This is a genomic window from Porphyrobacter sp. CACIAM 03H1 (genome assembly GCF_002215495.1).
Classification (GTDB): Bacteria; Pseudomonadota; Alphaproteobacteria; order Sphingomonadales; family Sphingomonadaceae; genus Erythrobacter.
The window spans coordinates 2,221,660-2,238,797 of record NZ_CP021378.1 but is presented as its reverse complement, the minus strand read 5'-3'; the positions used below and the strand labels follow the sequence as shown (position 1 = coordinate 2,238,797).

13 protein-coding genes and 1 tRNA gene are annotated in these 17,138 nt (G+C 68.6%); 2 read left to right on the top strand and 12 right to left on the bottom strand.

What is annotated here, in order from left to right; genetic code table 11:
- Positions 1–2: 2 nt before the first annotated feature.
- Both CBR61_RS10705 and CBR61_RS10700 read right to left on the bottom strand, forming a co-directional pair.
- Positions 3–1,187, bottom strand: a complete 1,185-nt coding sequence (locus CBR61_RS10705; RefSeq protein ID WP_088914346.1) for a D-alanyl-D-alanine carboxypeptidase family protein — start codon at positions 1,185–1,187, stop codon at positions 3–5.
- 53 nt (positions 1,188–1,240) lie between these two features.
- The gene (locus tag CBR61_RS10700) at positions 1,241–2,290 is read right to left on the bottom strand and encodes a lytic murein transglycosylase (RefSeq protein ID WP_088914345.1); all 1,050 of its coding nucleotides are present in this window, start codon (positions 2,288–2,290) and stop codon (positions 1,241–1,243) included.
- Between the two features lie 205 nt (positions 2,291–2,495).
- Between CBR61_RS10700 and CBR61_RS10695 the strand changes: the two genes are divergently transcribed.
- Positions 2,496–2,585, top strand: a tRNA-Ser gene (locus CBR61_RS10695).
- A gap of 4 nt (positions 2,586–2,589) precedes the next feature.
- On the opposite strand, the gene CBR61_RS10690 is transcribed toward CBR61_RS10695, so the two are convergent.
- From CBR61_RS10690 to CBR61_RS10675, 4 genes are read right to left on the bottom strand one after another with little or no spacing between them, the layout of a single operon-like run.
- Positions 2,590–3,756, bottom strand: a complete 1,167-nt coding sequence (locus CBR61_RS10690) for an aspartyl/asparaginyl beta-hydroxylase domain-containing protein (protein ID WP_233996707.1) — start codon at positions 3,754–3,756, stop codon at positions 2,590–2,592.
- A 55-nt stretch (positions 3,757–3,811) separates the two neighbouring features.
- Positions 3,812–4,666: a class I SAM-dependent methyltransferase gene (locus CBR61_RS10685; protein ID WP_088914344.1), complete on the bottom strand. Its 855-nt coding sequence runs from the start codon at positions 4,664–4,666 to the stop codon at positions 3,812–3,814.
- 13 nt (positions 4,667–4,679) lie between these two features.
- Positions 4,680–6,095 (bottom strand): dihydrolipoyl dehydrogenase, encoded by a 1,416-nt coding sequence (gene lpdA, locus CBR61_RS10680; RefSeq protein WP_088914343.1) that lies wholly within the window; start codon positions 6,093–6,095, stop codon positions 4,680–4,682.
- Between the two features lie 49 nt (positions 6,096–6,144).
- A complete protein-coding gene (locus tag CBR61_RS10675; RefSeq protein ID WP_088914342.1) occupies positions 6,145–7,599 on the bottom strand; it encodes a 2-oxo acid dehydrogenase subunit E2 in 1,455 nt (484 codons plus the stop codon).
- Positions 7,600–7,737: 138 nt separating this feature from the next.
- On the opposite strand from CBR61_RS10675, the gene CBR61_RS10670 reads away from it, so the two are divergent.
- Entirely contained in the window at positions 7,738–8,190 is a 453-nt protein-coding gene (locus tag CBR61_RS10670; RefSeq protein ID WP_088914341.1) for a universal stress protein, read from the top strand.
- A 9-nt stretch (positions 8,191–8,199) separates the two neighbouring features.
- Here the strand turns inward: CBR61_RS10670 and CBR61_RS10665 are convergent, their stop codons facing one another.
- The 6 genes from CBR61_RS10665 to CBR61_RS10640 all read right to left on the bottom strand — a co-directional run bounded on the left by CBR61_RS10665 (position 8,200) and on the right by CBR61_RS10640 (position 17,100).
- Complete coding sequence (locus CBR61_RS10665) at positions 8,200–10,620, bottom strand: ribonuclease R family protein (RefSeq protein ID WP_233996706.1); 2,421 nt, start codon at positions 10,618–10,620, stop codon at positions 8,200–8,202.
- Positions 10,621–10,739: 119 nt separating this feature from the next.
- Positions 10,740–12,107, bottom strand: coding sequence for a M28 family peptidase (locus CBR61_RS10660; RefSeq protein ID WP_172835948.1), 1,368 nt, complete (start codon positions 12,105–12,107; stop codon positions 10,740–10,742).
- Between the two features lie 37 nt (positions 12,108–12,144).
- Complete coding sequence (locus tag CBR61_RS10655; protein ID WP_088914339.1) at positions 12,145–13,689, bottom strand: aminoacyl--tRNA ligase-related protein; 1,545 nt, start codon at positions 13,687–13,689, stop codon at positions 12,145–12,147.
- A 42-nt stretch (positions 13,690–13,731) separates the two neighbouring features.
- Positions 13,732–14,310 (bottom strand): polyhydroxyalkanoate synthesis repressor PhaR, encoded by a 579-nt coding sequence (phaR, locus tag CBR61_RS10650; protein ID WP_088914338.1) that lies wholly within the window; start codon positions 14,308–14,310, stop codon positions 13,732–13,734.
- An 83-nt stretch (positions 14,311–14,393) separates the two neighbouring features.
- Positions 14,394–15,476 (bottom strand): alanine racemase, encoded by a 1,083-nt coding sequence (gene alr / locus CBR61_RS10645; RefSeq protein WP_233996705.1) that lies wholly within the window; start codon positions 15,474–15,476, stop codon positions 14,394–14,396.
- Positions 15,469–17,100: an MFS transporter gene (locus tag CBR61_RS10640; RefSeq protein ID WP_088914337.1), complete on the bottom strand. Its 1,632-nt coding sequence runs from the start codon at positions 17,098–17,100 to the stop codon at positions 15,469–15,471. Before CBR61_RS10640 ends, alr begins: the two co-directional genes overlap by 8 nt.
- Positions 17,101–17,138: the final 38 nt, after the last annotated feature.

Here is a 17,138-nt window from a genome sequence, read left to right as displayed (position 1 = left end):
GCTCACGAGAAGATCCCCGCGACCGCGTTGACGATCCGGTCGAGCGGGCCGGCCTTGCCGACCGGGGCCGCGGCATAGAGCGGGATGCGCGCCGGAGCGACGCCGCGGGCGGTCACCTCGAGCACCGCCACCTCCTGCCCCGCCGCGATCGGCGCGCGCAGGGGGCCGTCGTAGCGGATCGTTGCGGCAAGCCGCGCGTCGCTGCCCTTGGGCAGGTTGATCGTGACTGGCCCGGCCGCCCTCAGCGCGATGCTGCGCACATCGCCGTCCTGCACGCGGGCCTCGCCCACCACCGCCCCCGGCGCGAAGAGTTGCCGGCGGTCGAAGGCGGTGAACCCCCATTCGACATAGGCCTTGGCCAGTCGCGCCCGCAGCCGCCCGTTCTCGACCCCGGCGAGCACCAGCACCAGCCGCTGCCCGTCGCGCCGGGCAGTGCCGAGGTAGGAGAAGCCCGCCTCGTTGGTGAAGCCGGTCTTGATCCCGTCGGCCCCGGCGACCCGGCCGATCATCGGGTCGTGATTGACCTGCGCGATGCCCTTGTAGTCGAACCCGCTGCGGCCGATGTAGTAGCCGAACTTGTCCGGATGCCGCGTGATCATCGCCCGGGCGAGCGCCACGAGATCGCTCGCAGTGGTGAACGTCCTGCCCTCGTCGGGCCAGCCGTTGGGGCTGGCGAAATGGCTCCCCGTCATCCCGAGTCCGAGCGCGGTGCGGTTCATCGCCGCGGTCCAGGCCGCGACCGAACCCGCCTGGCCCTCGGCCAGCACCGCCGCCCCGTCATTGGCCGAGACATTGGCGATGCCGAGCAGCAGGTCGTCGACCCGCACCTGCTCGCCTGCGTCGAGGAACATGGTCGAACCCTTGCGCCGCCACTCGCGCGCGATGGCGGGGCTCATGACGAAGACTTGCGCCGGATCGAGCCGCCCCGCCTCGATCAGTTCGAAGGCGAGGTAGAGCGTCATCACCTTCGTCACCGAGGCCGGCATGAAGCGCCGGTCGGGGGCGCGGGCGTGGAGGATCTGTCCGCTCCCCAGATCCACCAGCAGCGCGACGGGCGCCTCGGCGGCGGTGGGCACCGCGGGCGGGACCGCGCCCGGATCGGGCACCAGCGCGCGCGCCGGCAGTGCGGCAGCGGCAAGGACGAGGGCAAGCAGACGAAGCGCCGGGCGCACACGGAAGGGGGGCATCACGCGGGCTGCTATACCCGTGCCCTTCCCGCTTGGCGAGGCGGCGGGACGGATCAGTTCACGATTTCGTCGGCGAGCAGACCCACGCTCAGCGCATAATAGCTCGAACAGTTGTATTCGAGGATCGCGCGGTAATTGCCGGTGAGCAGCCAGGCCGGGGTGCCGGGGCCATCGGGCTGGAAGAACGACACCATGACGTCATCGGCCAGCCCCCCTTGCGCGACCACGCCCGCGGCGCGCCACTCGCCCACGGTCATCCAGCGGCTGAGCCGTTCGTGCACCCGCGGGCACACCGGCGAGACCAGCCGCGTGCGGTAGCGCGAGACGTCGAAGCCTGCGGGCACGCTCGCCCGCACGCCCCAGGGCTGGCCCGTCCGCCACCCGGCATCGCGGAAGTAGTTGGCGATCGAGGCGAAGGTGTCGGCGCGGTTGGTGAAGATGTCCGCTCGCCCGTCCCCGTCGCCGTCGGTGGCGAGGCGCAGGTAGACGCTGGGGAGGAACTGCGGATTGCCGAAAGCCCCGGCATAGGATCCGACCAGCTGCGAGCGGTCGTAGCCCTTCTCGGCGATCTTCATCAGCGCGACGAACTCGCCGGCGAAGAGCTCGCGGCGGCGCCCTTCCCACGCCAGCGTCGCGAGGCTGCGGGCGAGATCGAAGTCGCCCTTCACCCGGCCGTAGCTGGTCTCGTGGCCGAAGATCGCGACGATGATCGGCCCCGGCACGCCGTAGCGCGCCTCGATCGCCGCGAGCGTCCCCTGTTGCTGGCGCCAGACCGCCCGTCCGCCGCCGATCCGCGCGGCATCGACATGGGTGGCGATGTAGTTCGACATCGGCGGATAGCCTCGCGTCGTCGCGCTACCGGGCTGATTGTTGTCGAGCGCGATCACCCGCGGATTGGGCGTGAGCCCGGCGGTCATGCGCTCGATGGTGGCCTCCGACACGCCCTCCCCCCGGGCGCGGGCCTTGAGCAGTTCGAGATAGGCATCGAAGGGCACCCCGTCGCGGCTGACCTGCGCCGCAGCCGGCGCCGAGACCGGCGGCGCGCCGAGCGTGGCAGACAGGGCAAGGGCGAGCGCGGCAAGGGGAAGCAGACGGGGAATCATGATGTTCGGCAAGGTGTCACACCTTGGCTGAATTCCCAACAACCGAACTGGGGATGACTTGCGGTCCGAGTGTGGCTAGGGGCGATTCACCGGACAGGTGGCCGAGTGGTTTAAGGCAGCGGTCTTGGAGCCGGAGGCGCGCCAGCGCCGGAGACGTCACCGCAGGTGACAATACCGCCGTTCGGCGCTAGCCGACTGCGGCATAGGACAGGTGGCCGAGTGGTTTAAGGCAGCGGTCTTGAAAACCGCCGTAGGTGCAAGCCTACCGTGGGTTCGAATCCCACCCTGTCCGCCAGTACCTATAGCGCCCCCACCGGCATCGCCGCCGCGCTCACCGCCGCCTGTATCGCGCTGCGCTCGGCGGGCGACAGGTCCGGGTGCCACAGGTCGAAGATCAGGATCACCCGCAAGGCGTCGGTCTCGTTCATGGCTTCGTGCTCGATGGTGTCGTCGAACACCCATGCCTGCCCTTCGGCAAAATCGCGGGTTTCAGCGCCGACCCTGAACCAGCAGCGGTTCGGCACGATCAGGGGCAGGTGACACAGGAGCCGGAAATTGGCGACGCCGACATGGGGCGGAATATGCGTGCGCGGGGCGAGCAGCGAGAACATCGCGTTCGCCGCGCAGCCCGCGATCCGCGGCTGATCCATCCGCGCGAGGAAGTCCATCGTCACGGGGCAATGCGCAGTGTTGGCGGTCACCGCTTCGCCGCGCTCGATCAGATGGATCGCGGTCCAATCGCGGTTGTGGTTGAGATCGCGCCACTGGGCGAGCGGCTCGCTGTCGGCATAGTTGACGTAGGGCACGAGCGCCGCTGCGGGCGCGTTCGCCACGGCGTCCATCTCGGCGCGGATGACGGGGGTCAGCGCCTCGAGTTCCTCCAGCCAGGGGAAGGCGGCGCGATGATGGAACTCGGCCTCGCGAAGGCCCGGCCAGGCAAAGTGGGTCGGCTCGGAATGGTAAGGCCGCGTGGTGCGCGCGATGTTGCTGGCGAAGCGTTCCGCACGGGCGCGCTCGGCGGGCGTCAGGTCGGCGCCGCTTGCCTCGACCGCCCCGGCGAGGCGCGCCGTCATGTCGCGCTGGTGGGCGGCCCACAGCGCCTCGGCCCGCGCGAGGGTGCGCTGGAACATCGGCGGCAGCGGATCGGGGCGCGGCTGCGCGAGGGCGCGGCCATAGGCTTCCCCAGCCTCGGGGTGGCCCGCGCCGTCGAGCAGGTGCGCGCGCATCAGCAGGTTCACGAAATCGAGCGGCGCAAGCGCAAGTGCCCGGTCGATCGCCTCGATCGCGAGGCCGGTTGCGCCGGCCATTTTCCTGACGGTCGCAAGCCGCTGCCAGAAATCGGGGGTCGGTGGATCGCGCCGCACCGCCTCCTCGAGGATGTGCCGCGCCTCGGCGAGGTTGCCGCCCGCAAGCGCGCGGTCGGCGGCAGCGATGCGGTCGGAAAGATCGGGCGCGATGACGGTCACGCACCGAATACTTACCTATGTTAGAAACTCGCGCAAGGCGGCGTGCCTGTACGGCTCAGGCGCTGGCACTCACCAGCCATGCCTTGCAGGCCAGCATGACCCCCTCGCCCGCGCGATGATGGCGGGCGAACATGGCTTCCAGATCGGCCCGTGCCGCCGCCAGCACGCTCTCGCCCTGCTCGGCGAGGATGCGTCCTGCGGCCATCGAGGCGAGGACGAAGTCGGTCGCCTCGGACGCGCTCGCACCGGGGCCGCCGACCGGCTGCTGGCCCTCGTAGGCCTCCACGGTCATCCCGCCGAAACCGGCGCCGGACAGCACCTCGGCGAGGTAATCCAGATCCTCGAAGGCGAAGGGACCGGGTGCGCGGGGGATGGCGGTCGGCACCTCGACATGGGCGCGCACCACGCCCATGACCTCCATCATCCACGCATTGTCGCGCGGGTGCGCCCAGACGGCGAGGTCGATCCGCGCCCCCGGCTTCAGCATGGCCTTGATGTTGGCGAAGGCCGCCACGGGTTCGGCGAAGAACATCGATCCGAAGCGCGAGAACAGCCGGTCGAAGGGCGGCTCGTCCAGCGTGGCAGTGGCGGCGTCGGCGCAGACGAAGCGCGCGGTGCTGTGCGCATCGGCGGCGCGGCGGGTGGCGGCCTCGACCAGCATCGGCGCGATGTCGAGCCCGACCGCCGCACCTTCCGGGCCGACAGCCTCGGCAATCGCGAGCGTCGTCGCCCCGCCCCCGCAACCGAGATCGAGCACCCTTTCGCCGGCGCGGTAGTCCGCGCGGGCCAGCAGCGCGGCCCCGATGGGGGCGATCATGCCCTCGAAACGGTCGAGGCTGGCGAGCCAGCGCTCGCCCATCTCGCCGGCCCAGTCCTCGCCCTTCAGGGCATCGGGTGCGCTTTCGGCCATGCGGGTCCTTTCGTCAGAAGTGCAGCGCCCTCCCGTAGGCGTCGAGCACGCTTTCGTGCATCATTTCCGACAGGGTCGGGTGCGGGAAGACGGTCTGCATCAGTTCGGCCTCGGTGGTCTCCAGCGTCTTGCCGACGGTGTAGCCCTGGATCAGCTCGGTCACTTCCGCGCCGACCATGTGCGCACCCAGCAGCTCGCCGGTCTTCGCGTCGAACACGGTCTTGATGAAGCCCTCCGCCTCGCCGAGCGCGATGGCCTTGCCGTTGCCGATGAAGGGGAAGTTGCCGACGCGGACCTCGTAGCCCGCCTCCTTCGCCCTCGCTTCGGTCAGGCCGACAGAGGCGACCTGCGGGTGGCAATAGGTGCAGCCCGGGATGTTGCTGCGGTTGAGCGGATGCGGGTGGACCTCGGTGTTGCCCAGTTCCTTCGCAATGGCCTCGGCGGCGGTGACGCCCTCGTGGCTCGCCTTGTGCGCCAGCCACGGTCCGGGGGTGCAATCGCCGATCGCCCACAGGCCCTTGGTCCTGGTGCGGCCATAGGGGTCGATCTGGATGAAGCCGCGGTCCATGTCGGCAAGGCCTTCGAGGCCGATGTTCTCGGTATTGGGCACGATGCCGATGGCGACGATCACGTGGGTGAAGTCGCTGGCGGTGCTGGACCCTGCCTTGTCCTTGATGGTGGCGGTGATGCCCTTGTCCGAGACCTTGATCGCTTCGACCCCGGCGCCGGTCATGATCGTGATGCCCTGCTTCTTCAGCGACTTCTCGAGGAAGGTCGAGACGTCGGCATCCTCCACCGGCACGATCCGGTCGAGCATTTCCACGACGGTCACCTCGCTGCCAAGATCGTTGTAGAAGCTCGCGAATTCGATTCCGATGGCGCCCGATCCGATCACCAGCAGCTTGGCGGGAAGCTCGCCGGGGGTCATGGCGTGGCGATAGGTCCACACGCGCTTGCCGTCGGCGGGTGCGAAGGGCAGGTCGCGGGCGCGCGCGCCGGTGGCGACAATGATGTGCTTGGCGGTGAGTTGCTCCTCGCCCTTGTCCGACTTCACCGTCAGGCTTGTCGGGCCGGTCAGCCGCCCCTGCCCCATGTGCACGGTGATCTTGTTCTTCTTCATCAGGTGCGTGACGCCTTGGTTGAGCTGCTTGGCCACCCCGCGGCTGCGCTTGACGATGGCGGCGAGGTCCGCCTCGATCTGCCCGGCAACCTTGAGGCCGTAGTCGCCCGCGTGCTGCATGTAGTGGAAGATCTCGGCCGAGCGCAGCATCGCCTTGGTCGGGATGCAGCCCCAGTTGAGGCAGATGCCGCCGAGGTTCTCGCGTTCGACGATCGCGGTCTTGAGCCCGAGCTGCGCGCAGCGGATCGCCGCGACATAGCCCCCGGGGCCCGAGCCGAGCACGATCACGTCGTATTGATTGTCAGCCATTGTCGTTGTCCTTGGGGAGGAAATTGTGTCGTGACGGGGGCACCGGTCCTCAGACCACCAGCCCCATCGGGTTCTCGACGAGGTTCTTGAGCGCCTCCATCAGCTGCGCCCCGTCGGCGCCGTCGATGGCGCGGTGGTCGAAGCTGCCGGTGGCGCTCATGACGGTGGCGGGGACGATCTGGCCGTCCTCGACCCACGGACGCTGCTCGCCCGCGCCGACGGCGAGGATCATCGCCTGCGGGGGGTTGATCACGGCGTCGAACTGCTTGGTGCCGAACATGCCGAGATTGGAAAGGCTCGCCGTGCCGCCCTGGAATTCGTGCGGTTGCAGCTTGCCGTCCTTGGCCTTGTTCGCGAGCGCCTTCATCTCGGTGCTGATCTGGGCGAGGCCCTTGCGGCCGGCATCGCGGATGATCGGGGTGATGAGGCCCGAGGGCGCGGCGACCGCGACCGAGATGTCCTGCCGGGTGAATTGCAGCAGCGTGTCGCCCTGGAAGCTGACGTTGCACTTGGGCACGCGCTGGAGCGCGCGGGCGAGCGCCTTGATGAGGAGGTCGTTGACCGACAGCTTCACGCCGTCCGCTTCAAGCGACTTGTTCAATTCGCCGCGCAGCTTGAGCAGCGCATCGAGCCGGATGTCGACCGTGAGGTAGATGTGCGGGATGGTCTGCTTGGCCTCGGTCAAGCGGCGGGCGATGACCTTGCGCACGTTGTTGAGCTTCTGGACCTCGTAAGGCGCGTCGAGATCGCCGCCGAGGCTTGGGATGGCTGCGGGTGGCGGGGCTGCGGCAGGGGCAGCGGCGGATGCCGCAGGAGCCGGGGCCCCCGCAGCAGCAGCCGGGGCGGCGGCGGGGGTGAAGTTCTCGACGTCGTCCTTGACGATCCGGCCATTGGGGCCGGTGCCCTTCACCTGCGCAAGATCGATGCCCTTGTCGGCGGCGATCCGCTTGGCGAGCGGGGAGGCGATGATGCGCTCTCCCGAAGCGGCAGGCGCAGGCGCGGCTGCGGGGGCAGCGGCGGGGGCCGCAGTGGGCGCGGGCGCGGGCGAGCCGCCGCCCTTGGCAATCGCGGCCTCGACATCCTCCTTGGTGATCTTGCCCTTGGGGCCGGTCCCGGTCACGCCGGCGAGGTCGATCCCGGCCTGCTCGGCCATTTTCCTCGCGGTCGGCGTGGCGGCGGGGCCATCGGCAGCCGGAGCTTCGGCAGGCGCCTCGGCAGCGGCGGGCGCGGCGGCAGGGGCAGGTGCCGGCGCGGCTTCCTCACCCTCCACCGCCAGCCGCGCGATCACGGCGCCGACCTTCACGCCCTCGGTGCCCTCTTCGATCAGGATCTCGGCGATCACGCCCTCGTCGACCGCCTCGAACTCCATCGTCGCCTTGTCGGTCTCGATCTCGGCCATCACGTCGCCGGAGGACACCGTGTCCCCCACCTTGACCAGCCATCTGGCGAGCGTGCCCTCTTCCATGGTGGGCGACAAAGCCGGCATCTTGATGTCGAGGGCCATGATCCGATGTAACTCCCGTAATCGATCCTTGGGGCTGTCTCTGGCCAATTCCCTAGCGTCGGGCAAGCCCCGAGCGGCGGGGGACTTGCCATTCCATACGAATGCATTGATACCCGCGCGGTAACGGGGCCTGACGAGATGCGCACATTCCTGGTCATCATCGACGAGAGCGAGGAGGCGACCGCCGCGCTGCGCTATGCCGCGCGCCGGGCGGTGGCGGTGGGCGGCGCGGTGCATCTGCTGGCGCTGGTGCCGCAGCAGAACTTCAGCGCCTTCGGCGCGGTGCAGGCGACGATCGAGGCCGAGGCGCGCGACCGGGCGGAGATGCTCGCCCACGGGGTCGCGGGCAATCTCCTCGCCGAAAGCGGGATCATGCCGACGATCTCGGTCAAGATCGGCCAGGGGCAGAAGATCGTCAGCGAATTCCTCGCCGAGCACGCCGAGGTCGCCGCGCTGGTGCTGGGCGCGGCCAAGGGCGCCGCGCCCGGCCCTCTGGTGACACATTTCTCGGCTGCCGCCGGATCGCTCCCCTGCCCGCTCTACGTCATCCCGGCCGATTACGACGAGACCCAGAGCGACCACGGCGCCTGAGGCGACGACCTATTTCTTGCGCCCCTGATGCCGGATGTTGCCGGGCCGGCCGCGCTTTCCGACCATGAACTTTCCGGCTTTCTTCGGTGGCGCTCCGCCCGGGACACGGCGACGCTCGGGCGGGCGGTTGCCGCGCGGCTCGATCGCGTTCGCGTCGGCATCGGGCAACACGAACTTGAGCGCGCCGGTGAGCGGATTGGCCTCGGCGAGCTTGAGCTTGAGCCGGTCGCCGCTGGCATAGGTCGTCCCGCTGTCGCTGCCGACCAGCGCCTGCGCCGCCTCGTCATGGCGGAAATACTCGCCGCCCAGCGTGGAGATCGGTACCAGCCCGTCACCGCCGAGGCCGACGATGGTGGCGAAGAAGCCGAAGGCCTGCACCCCGGTGATGCGGGTGTCGAACACCTCGCCGACGCGGTTCGAGAGCCAGGCGGCGACATAGCGGTCGATGGTGTCGCGCTCGGCCTCCATCGCGCGGCGCTCGGTCTGGCTGATCGCATCGGAAACCTGTTCGAGACTGGCCCGGTCACGGTCGGACAGGCCGCTGGTGGCCGGGATCGACCCCGGCGGGGCGGGCTGTTCCAGCTTGTAGGCATCGACCAGCGCGCGGTGGACGAGGAGGTCCGAATAGCGACGGATCGGCGAGGTGAAGTGGGCATAGGAGCCGAGGCTCAGTCCGAAGTGTCCCGCGTTCGCCGGCCCGTAATAGGCCTGCGTCTGGCTGCGCAGCACCGCCTCCATCACCAGTGCCTTCTCGGCCTCGTCGGAAATGTCCTTGAGCATCCGGTTGAACAGGCCTGGCGTCACCACCTGCCCCAAGGCCAGCTTCTTGCCCATCGTGGCGAGATAATCGCGCAGGGCGATCAGCTTCTCGCGGCTCGGCGGTTCGTGGATGCGGTAGACGACGGGCGCGGTCTTGGCCTCGAGCGCCTTGGCTGCGGCGACGTTGGCCGCGATCATGAAATCCTCGACCACGCGGTGCGCATCGAGCCGTTCGCGGATGGCGATGGAGGTGATGCGCCCCTGCTCGTCAAGCACCACGCGGCGTTCCGGCAGCTCGAGTTCCAGCGGATCGCGCGCCTCGCGCGCCGCCGACAGCGCGCGCCATGCGGCCCAAAGGTTGGCGAGGATTTCGGCCACGTCCCCGTTCGGGTCGAGCCCTTCGGCAGGCTCAGGATGAACTGCCGACATTCTGTCGTCGGTCGAGACACCTTCCTCAGCGCCTCTCGACTTCGCTCGAGGCGAACGGATTTCTCCATCAATGATCGCCTGCGCGTCCTCGTAGGCGATATTGTGCGCAATCCGCACCAGCGCGCGGGTGAAGCGGAAGCTCGATACCTTGCCGTCGGCATTGATGTGCAGGTGGCAGGCCATCGCCGCGCGGTCCTCGCCCTCCTTGAGCGAGCAGACATCGGCCGAGAGCACCTCGGGGAGCATCGGCACCACCCGGTCGGGGAAATAGACCGAATTGCCGCGCTTCCTCGCCTCACGGTCCAGCGCCGAGCCGGGCCGGACGTAGAAGCTCACATCGGCGATGGCGACCACGGCGTTGAACCCGCCCTGACCGTCGGGCTCGGCCCAGATCGCATCGTCATGATCGCGCGCGTCGGCGGGGTCGATGGCGACGATGGGCAGGTGCCGCAGGTCCTCGCGCGCCTTCTCGGACAGCTTGAGCTTCGCCGCGCGCGGGGCCTCTTCCAGCACCTCCTCAGGGAAGATGTGCGGAATGCCGTGCTTGGCGATGGCGATGAGGCTGAAGCTGCGTGGCGCGAGCGGATCGCCCACCACCTCGATCACCTTCACGCCCGCGCGTTCGGAGCGACCCACGCGCTCGGCGATCACCAGTTGGCCGTCCTCGGCATTGCCCAGATCTGCGATGGGGGCGGACTGGCGCACCCGCTTGTCGACGGGTGCAAGCCAGGCCTTGCCGGTCCTGTCGATCTCGACCACGCCCATCAGCCCCTCGGTCCGCGCCGGGAGTTTCTTCATCACGTGGGCGACCCAGCCCCGCTCGGTCTCCTCGGTCCGGGCAAGCACCCGGTCGCCACGCTTCAAGGCGGGCGGCCGCTTGGCGGACTTGGCGTTTCTCGGCATCTTCGGTTCCCGCACGACCAGGCGCGGCGGCTTTCCGGGGGCCTCGGGGTCCCAGTTGTCGGGCTCGGCAATCAGATCGCCCTCGTCCAGGTCGACGATCTTCAGGGTCGTCACCTTCGGCACACCGCCCATGCGGTGATAGGCGCTCTTCCTGCCGTCGATCAGGCCTTCCTCGGCCATGTCCTTGAGCAGGGCCTTGAGCGCGATCTTCTCCTGCCCCTTGAGGCCGAAAGCCTTGGCGATCTCCCGCTTGCCGGCGGGAATGTCGGAGGACTGGATGAAGTCGAGCACTTGGCTGCGGCTCGGCATCCCCTGGGGGAGCTTGGGAGGTTTGGGCATGGGATAGCCCTATTCTCCCAACCCGTTCGTGTCGAGCGCAGTCGAGACACCTTGCGCCGAACGGCCTCTCGAGTTCTGCCTGCGGCAGTGCTTCGCAACCGCTCGAGGCGAACGGGGGTTTATTCCTTCGCCACCGGCTCGAACGCCCCGCCGGGGACCGCGCTGGAGACGGGCGAGCAATAGCTGCCCGCACAGGCCGCCACGCCGAACATCCAGTCGTCGCCGCGCAGCTTCTTCACATGCTTGAACTCGCGCTCCTTGTTGGCGGCGGCATCATTGGCCGCCTGGGGCCCGTCGATGGTGACCAGTGCGGCATCCTTGCCCCATTCGGGCGCGTCGGTTGCGCGGGTGGCGACGGCGTAGACTTGCGCGCCGGGCACGGCCTTCCACGTCAGCTCCGTGTCGGTCCGCACCGCCGCATCCACCGTCACTTTCGGCGGCATCGGCGCGCGGGCCAGTGCATCGAGCGCACGCACGTTCAGTTTCGTCACCCCGGCGAGATAGGCGAAGTCCATCTCGTCGATGGTGTCGCCATAGACCACGCCGTTCTCGGTCCGCAGGTCCTGGTGCTGGTGGTCGTAGTCCTCGACGCCCACGGAGAAGCGGATCGCGGGGTAGCCCTTCTGCAGGAACGGCACCTGGTCCCCGCCCCGCCCCATGCGGTCGGTGCGCCAGATCTGGCGGACCTGCATTTCCTCCGGGTGCTTGGCCGAAAGGTCGGCCACCCAGCGCGACAGGTTGCGCGAGGGCGTGTCGTTCTCGCCCCCGAAGCGCGTGGCGGCGGCGCGCAGCCGCTCGGTGAGGTCGGCGCGCGGACCTTCGGAGAAGACGCGCACCACCTTGGGCTCGCAATAGCCGTCCGACCCGCAGGAATTGCCGACGATGTCGTTGTTGAGCACCGCCTTGACGGTGAAGCCCTGTGCAGCCGCCCAGTCGGCAAGGATGCGGCCGCCGTGGAGGCCCTGCTCCTCGCCCGAGAGCAGGGCGTAGATGATCGTGCTGGGGTACTTCGTGCCCGAGAGCACCCGCGCCGCCTCGATCACCAGCGCGGTGCCGCTGCCGTCGTCATTGGCGCCGGGGGCGTCGGAGGTCGCGTCCATCACGTCGCTCACCCGGCTGTCGATGTGGCCCTGCACGATCACGACCTCGTTCGGCCGCTCGGTGCCGCGCTGGATCGCCACCGCGTCGCGCACCAGCGTCGGGGTCGGGATGCGCGGGCCGGTGACGGTCTCGCCGACGGGCAGCACTTCGAGGCACCCGCCGCACTTCGCGCCGATGCGCTTGAACTCGGCCAGCCCCCAGTCGACCGCCGCGCCGATGCCGCGCTCGGGATCGGTCTGCGAGGACAGGGTGTGCCGCGTGCCGAAGCTGACGAGCTTGGCGACGTCCTGCTCCAGCCTTTCGGCGGAGACGTTCTCGGCGGGGTGGGTCTGAGCGGAGAGGGGCGAGGCCGCGAGCGCGGCGAGCAGCAGGGCACGTTTGATCATGCCGCCTGTCTGCCCGCCCGCTGGCGCGGGCGCAAGCCTAGTAAGCCCGCGCCACCAGAATGCGTTCCACCGCCGGTGCGCCGGTGAAGATGCAGGCTCCGCCCGCTGGCTCGGCGCCGCGCGGCACGTTGCGGATGGTGAGCTTCACGGCCTTGAGCTTCTCGACCACGGCTTCGAGCGCCGCGCCGGTCGGCTTGGCCCATTCGACCTCGACCCAGCCGGGATACTTGCCGCCCTTCTCGAAGTGGTCGACGACCTGCTGCCACTCGGTCACACCGCGCGTGATGTTGGCATCGCGCCGCGCGCGGGCTTCCTCGTAAAGACCCGTCTGGATCGCTTCGAGCAGCGTGCCCGCCCCGGTCACGAACTCGCCGTGCGCGGGATAGGTGAAGGCGGGCTTGCCGTTCGCTTCGTTCCACAGCCGGTCGCGGCGCAGCACGGCGATCTTGCCTTCGGCCATGTCGCGCGGACCAACCTCGATGATGACGGGGGCACCCTTCCTCACCCAGTCCCAACGCTTGGCCGCGGCCTTGCCCGGCTTGGTGTCGAGCAGCACGCGGACGCGTTCGCCGAGCGCGGTCTGGCTCGCCAGCGCGGCGCGAACGGACTCGCAATAGGCGATCAGTTCCGCATCCTCCGGCGCCTCGCGCAGCATCGGGATGATGACGATCTGCTGCGGGGCGATGGCGGGCGGCACGCGGAGGCCGTCGTCGTCGCCGTGGGTCATGATCACCCCGCCGATCATGCGGGTCGAGACGCCCCAGCTTGTGGTGTGGCAGTATTGCTGCGTGCCCTCGCGGTCCTGGAACTGGATGCCAGCAGCATGGGCGAAATTGGTGCCGAGGTAGTGCGAGGTGCCCGCCTGGAGCGCCTTGCCGTCCTGCATCATCGCCTCGATCGACCACGTCTCAACCGCGCCCGGAAAACGCTCGTTCTCGGGCTTCTCGCCCGCGATCACGGGAAGCGCGAGATCATCCTCGGCGCAGGCGCGGTACATCTCGAGCGCGCGATGCGTTTCGGCGAGCGCATCCTCGCGGGTCTCGTGCGCGGTGTGGCCTTCCTGCCAGAGGAACTCGCTGGTGCGCAGGAACATCCGCGTGCGCATCTCCCAGCGCACCACGTTGGCCCACTGGTTGGTGAGCAGCGGCAGATCGCGCCAGGACTGCACCCAGCGCGCCATGGCATCGCCGATGATCGTCTCGGACGTCGGGCGCACCACCAGCGGCTCTTCGAGCTTGGCTTCGGGATCGGGGATCAGCCCGCCCTTGCCGTCGGCGATCAGGCGGTGGTGGGTGACGACCGCCATCTCCTTGGCGAAGCCCTCGACGTGCTCGGCCTCGCGGGTGAAGTTGGCGAGCGGGATGAACAGCGGGAAATAGCAGTTCTGCACGCCCGCGGCCTTGATCCGGTCGTCCATCAAGCGCTGGATGCGTTCCCAGATGCCGTAGCCCCACGGCTTGATCACCATGCAGCCGCGCACCCCCGATTCCTCGGCGAGATCGGCGGCGGAGATCACCTCCTGGTACCATTTGGCAAAGTCGTCTTCGCGCTTCACGGTGAGCGCGTGGCGGATCTGGGACACTGTTGGGCTTTCCTGCTTGGAATTGCGGCAGGGCGCTATGCGCTATTTGCCGAGTTCGTCCAGCTTCTTTTGCATCGCCGCCATCTGCTCGCGCAGCACCGCGATCTCGTCGCGGTTGTCGCCGGCGGGCGGGCGCGGCTTGTCCTTGGGCTTGCCGATCCCCGGCATGAACACGTCGGCCGCGGCGCGCATCATCGCCATGTTGGTTTCATGGATCGCGGCGAAGGGCGTAGCGCTGATGCCCTTCTCGAAGGCCTCGCGGATCTTGGACTGGTTCTCGCGGAAATTGGCCATGCTGGCTTCGAGATAGGACGGCATCATCGCCTGCATCGAATTGCCGTACATGCCGATCAGCTGCCGGAGGAAGCTGACGGGGAGCATCTGCTGGCCGCCGCTGGCTTCCTCGTCCATGATGATCTGGGTCAGGATCTGGTGGGTGATGTCGTCACCGGTCTTGGCGTCGAGCACCTGGAACTCGACATTCTCGCGAACCATCTTGGCCAGGTCCTCGAGCGTGATGTAGCTCGAGGAGGCCGTGTTGTAGAGCCGCCGGTTGGCGTATTTCTTGATGATGATCGCATCGCCCGCTTCGCCCGATGCCGATTTCGCCCTGCCCGCCATTGTGTGTCGATCCCGAATTGCGTCCCGTCGCATGCTCCTTAGCACCTGCACACGCTGCAGTGCAACAACCGCGCCCGAATCTGTCAACCGCGGCGTAGGCGCGCGCCGATCACCGTCAGCATTTCATACGGAGACAGAGCATTTTGCTGCGCAGCATCGGCAATGTCCCAGGGAACCTCGAGCCAGTCTCCGGCCACAAGATCGGGTGCCGCGCCCAGATCGACGACCACCATGTCCATCGAGACCTTGCCCAGGATCGGCAGCGGCCGGCCCTCGTGACGGAGCGCATTGCCCGGGCCGCGGCTGCGCAGGAACCCGTCGGCATAGCCGATCGAGACCGTGCCGACCCGCATGTGGGTGGGCGCGATGAAGGTGGAGTTGTAGCCCACGCCCTCGCCAGGCGCGAGCTGGCGGCATTGCAGCAGGCGTGCCTCGACGCGGGCGACGGGACGGATCGCGCCCGCCAGTTCGGCGCGCGGCACCCCGCCGTAGAGGGCAAGGCCGGGGCGCGTCATGTCGAAGGCGAAGCTCTCCCCCAGGGCAATCCCGGCGCTGTTGGCGAGGCTGAGCCGCCGGTGCGGGACGATCTCGGCCGCCTCGCGCAGCAGTTCGGCCTGCATCCGGTTCATCGCCGTGGTCTCGTCGGCGCTGGCGAGATGGCTCATCAACATGTCGATCTCGAGCGCGGCGATCCGCGGATCGCCCGCTTCGGCCAGCGCGATGCCGAGCCGGTTGATCCCGGTGTCGACCATCAGATGGCAGCGCCCGCCCCCGCTGTTCGTCCACATTGCGGCCTGTTCGAGCGAATTGATCACCGGCACCGCCCCGCTCGCCCGCGCATAGGCGCAGTCTTCGGTCGTCAACGGGCCGTGGAGCACCGCCACATGTTCGGCGGGGACGTGGGCGATCACCCCCGCGACCTCGCTCCAGTGCGCGACGAAGAAGGTCTCGCACCCCGCATCCCTGAGCACCGGAACGCAGGTGTCCACGCCGAGGCCGTAGCAGTCCGCCTTGACCGCAGCGCCCGCGCGCGCCGCGCCCGACAGCGCATCGAGCGCCCGCCAATTGGCCGCGAGTGCCTCGCGATCGACGGTCAGGCGCAGGCTGGGCGGAGGCAGCAGGGGGTCTGGAGCGTGGCCCATCGCCGCCCGGTAGCTGTCATTCATCGACAAAGTCTCGCGGCGGGCCTCCCGGAATGCCCCACCATGCGACCAGCAGGCCGAAGGCGACCACCGCCCAAGTGTACCACAGGCCGGAATAGATATCCCCCGTCCGGGCCACGATCACGCCGGCGATCAGCGGCAGGAACCCGCCAAGATAGCCCGCGCCGATGTGGTAGGGGATCGACATCGAGGAATAGCGGATCCGGGCCGGGAACATCTCCGAAAGAAGTGCGGCAACCGAACCATAGGTCAGCGCCGAGAGCAGCCCCAGCACCAGCAGCACGCCGACGATGCCGATGATGTTGGCGAGGGGCGGTTGCTGCTTGGCGAAGTCGAACCCGTATTGCCCGAGAGCGCCCTGGATCCCCGCCTTGCGCGCTGCTCCGTCGGCGAACCATGCCGGATCGACCGGCACAGGCTCCCCGCCGACGCTGAGGGTGACCGCATCCCCCGCGGTCAGGGTGTAGGGCACGCCCGCGGCGGTCAGCGTCTCGAGGACCTTGCCGCAATCGGTCTGGTCGCGCTGGAACAGTTCGGCGAAGGGATCGGTCTCGCAGGCCGGGCCGCTCACCACCACCGGCGCGCGCTCCGCCGCCTCGGCGATCGCGGGGTTGGCCAGGCTGCCCATGAGCCAGAACAGCGGGAAGAGGAGCGCAAGCGTCAGCACCGATCCGACGATGATCGGCAGCTTGCGCCCGACCCGGTCGGACCACTTGCCGACCACGATGTAGAAACTCATGGCGATCAGGCCCGAGACCAGCAGCACCAGTTCGACCGTCAGGTCGTCGACATGCATCGGCCCGCGCAGGAAGCTCATCCCCGAGAAGAAGGCCGTGTACCATATCGTCGTCAGGATGCCGGTGATCCCGAACAGCGCGACGAACAGGCGCTTGGGATTGCCGGGATAGGTCATGCTCTCGACGAAGGGGTTGCCCGAGGTCTCGCCTGCCGCCTTCATCGCCTGGAACACCGGGCTTTCCGACAGCTTGAGGCGCATCCACAGCGAGATCAGCAGGAGGATGATCGAGAGCAGGAAGGGCATGCGCCAGCCCCATGCGGCGAAGGCATCGGCCGGGATCAGTGCGCGGCAGGCCAGCACGACGATGATCGACAGCACGAAGCCCCCGGCCACGCTGGCCTGGATGAAGCTGGTGTAGAAGCCGCGCTTTTCGGGCGGGGCGTGCTCGGCGACATAGATCGCCGCGCCGCCATATTCGCCGCCGAGCGCGAGGCCCTGTATCACCCGCAGCAGGATCACGATGATCGGCGCCGCCATGCCGATGGTGTCGACTGTCGGGATCAGGCCCACGCCGGCGGTGGCGATCCCCATGAGGGTAACGGTGACGAGGAAGGTGTATTTGCGCCCCAGCCTGTCCCCCAGAAAGCCGAACAGCACCGCACCCAGCGGGCGGAAGGCGAAGCCGACTGCGAAGGTCGACCACACCAGCAGGAGACCCAGCGTCTCGTTGTCGGTGGCGTAGAAGGCGTCCTTGAGGATGTAGGCGAGCGTGCCGTAGATGAAGAAATCGTACCACTCGAAGATGGTGCCGGCGGACGATGCGCCGATCACCAGCCGGATTTCCTGTTCTGACGGCTCGCGGTCAGCGAGCGCCTGCGCCTCTGCCATGTTTCTCTTATCCCCTTTGCCGCCCGAGGCAGCTTCTC

Excerpts from the sequence above, each read along its gene's own strand:
- alr (WP_233996705.1), bottom strand. The coding sequence starts at position 15,476 with ATGAATGACAGCTACCGGGCGGCGATGGGCCACGCTCCAGACCCCCTG.
- CBR61_RS10665 (WP_233996706.1), bottom strand. The coding sequence starts at position 10,620 with ATGCCCAAACCTCCCAAGCTCCCCCAGGGGATGCCGAGCCGCAGCCAA.
- CBR61_RS10705 (WP_088914346.1), bottom strand. The coding sequence starts at position 1,187 with ATGCCCCCCTTCCGTGTGCGCCCGGCGCTTCGTCTGCTTGCCCTCGTC.
- CBR61_RS10700 (WP_088914345.1), bottom strand. The coding sequence starts at position 2,290 with ATGATTCCCCGTCTGCTTCCCCTTGCCGCGCTCGCCCTTGCCCTGTCT.
- CBR61_RS10670 (WP_088914341.1), top strand. The coding sequence starts at position 7,738 with ATGCGCACATTCCTGGTCATCATCGACGAGAGCGAGGAGGCGACCGCC.
- CBR61_RS10640 (WP_088914337.1), bottom strand. The coding sequence starts at position 17,100 with ATGGCAGAGGCGCAGGCGCTCGCTGACCGCGAGCCGTCAGAACAGGAA.
- CBR61_RS10685 (WP_088914344.1), bottom strand. The coding sequence starts at position 4,666 with ATGGCCGAAAGCGCACCCGATGCCCTGAAGGGCGAGGACTGGGCCGGC.
- lpdA (WP_088914343.1), bottom strand. The coding sequence starts at position 6,095 with ATGGCTGACAATCAATACGACGTGATCGTGCTCGGCTCGGGCCCCGGG.
- CBR61_RS10675 (WP_088914342.1), bottom strand. The coding sequence starts at position 7,599 with ATGGCCCTCGACATCAAGATGCCGGCTTTGTCGCCCACCATGGAAGAG.
- CBR61_RS10660 (WP_172835948.1), bottom strand. The coding sequence starts at position 12,107 with ATGATCAAACGTGCCCTGCTGCTCGCCGCGCTCGCGGCCTCGCCCCTC.
- phaR (WP_088914338.1), bottom strand. The coding sequence starts at position 14,310 with ATGGCGGGCAGGGCGAAATCGGCATCGGGCGAAGCGGGCGATGCGATC.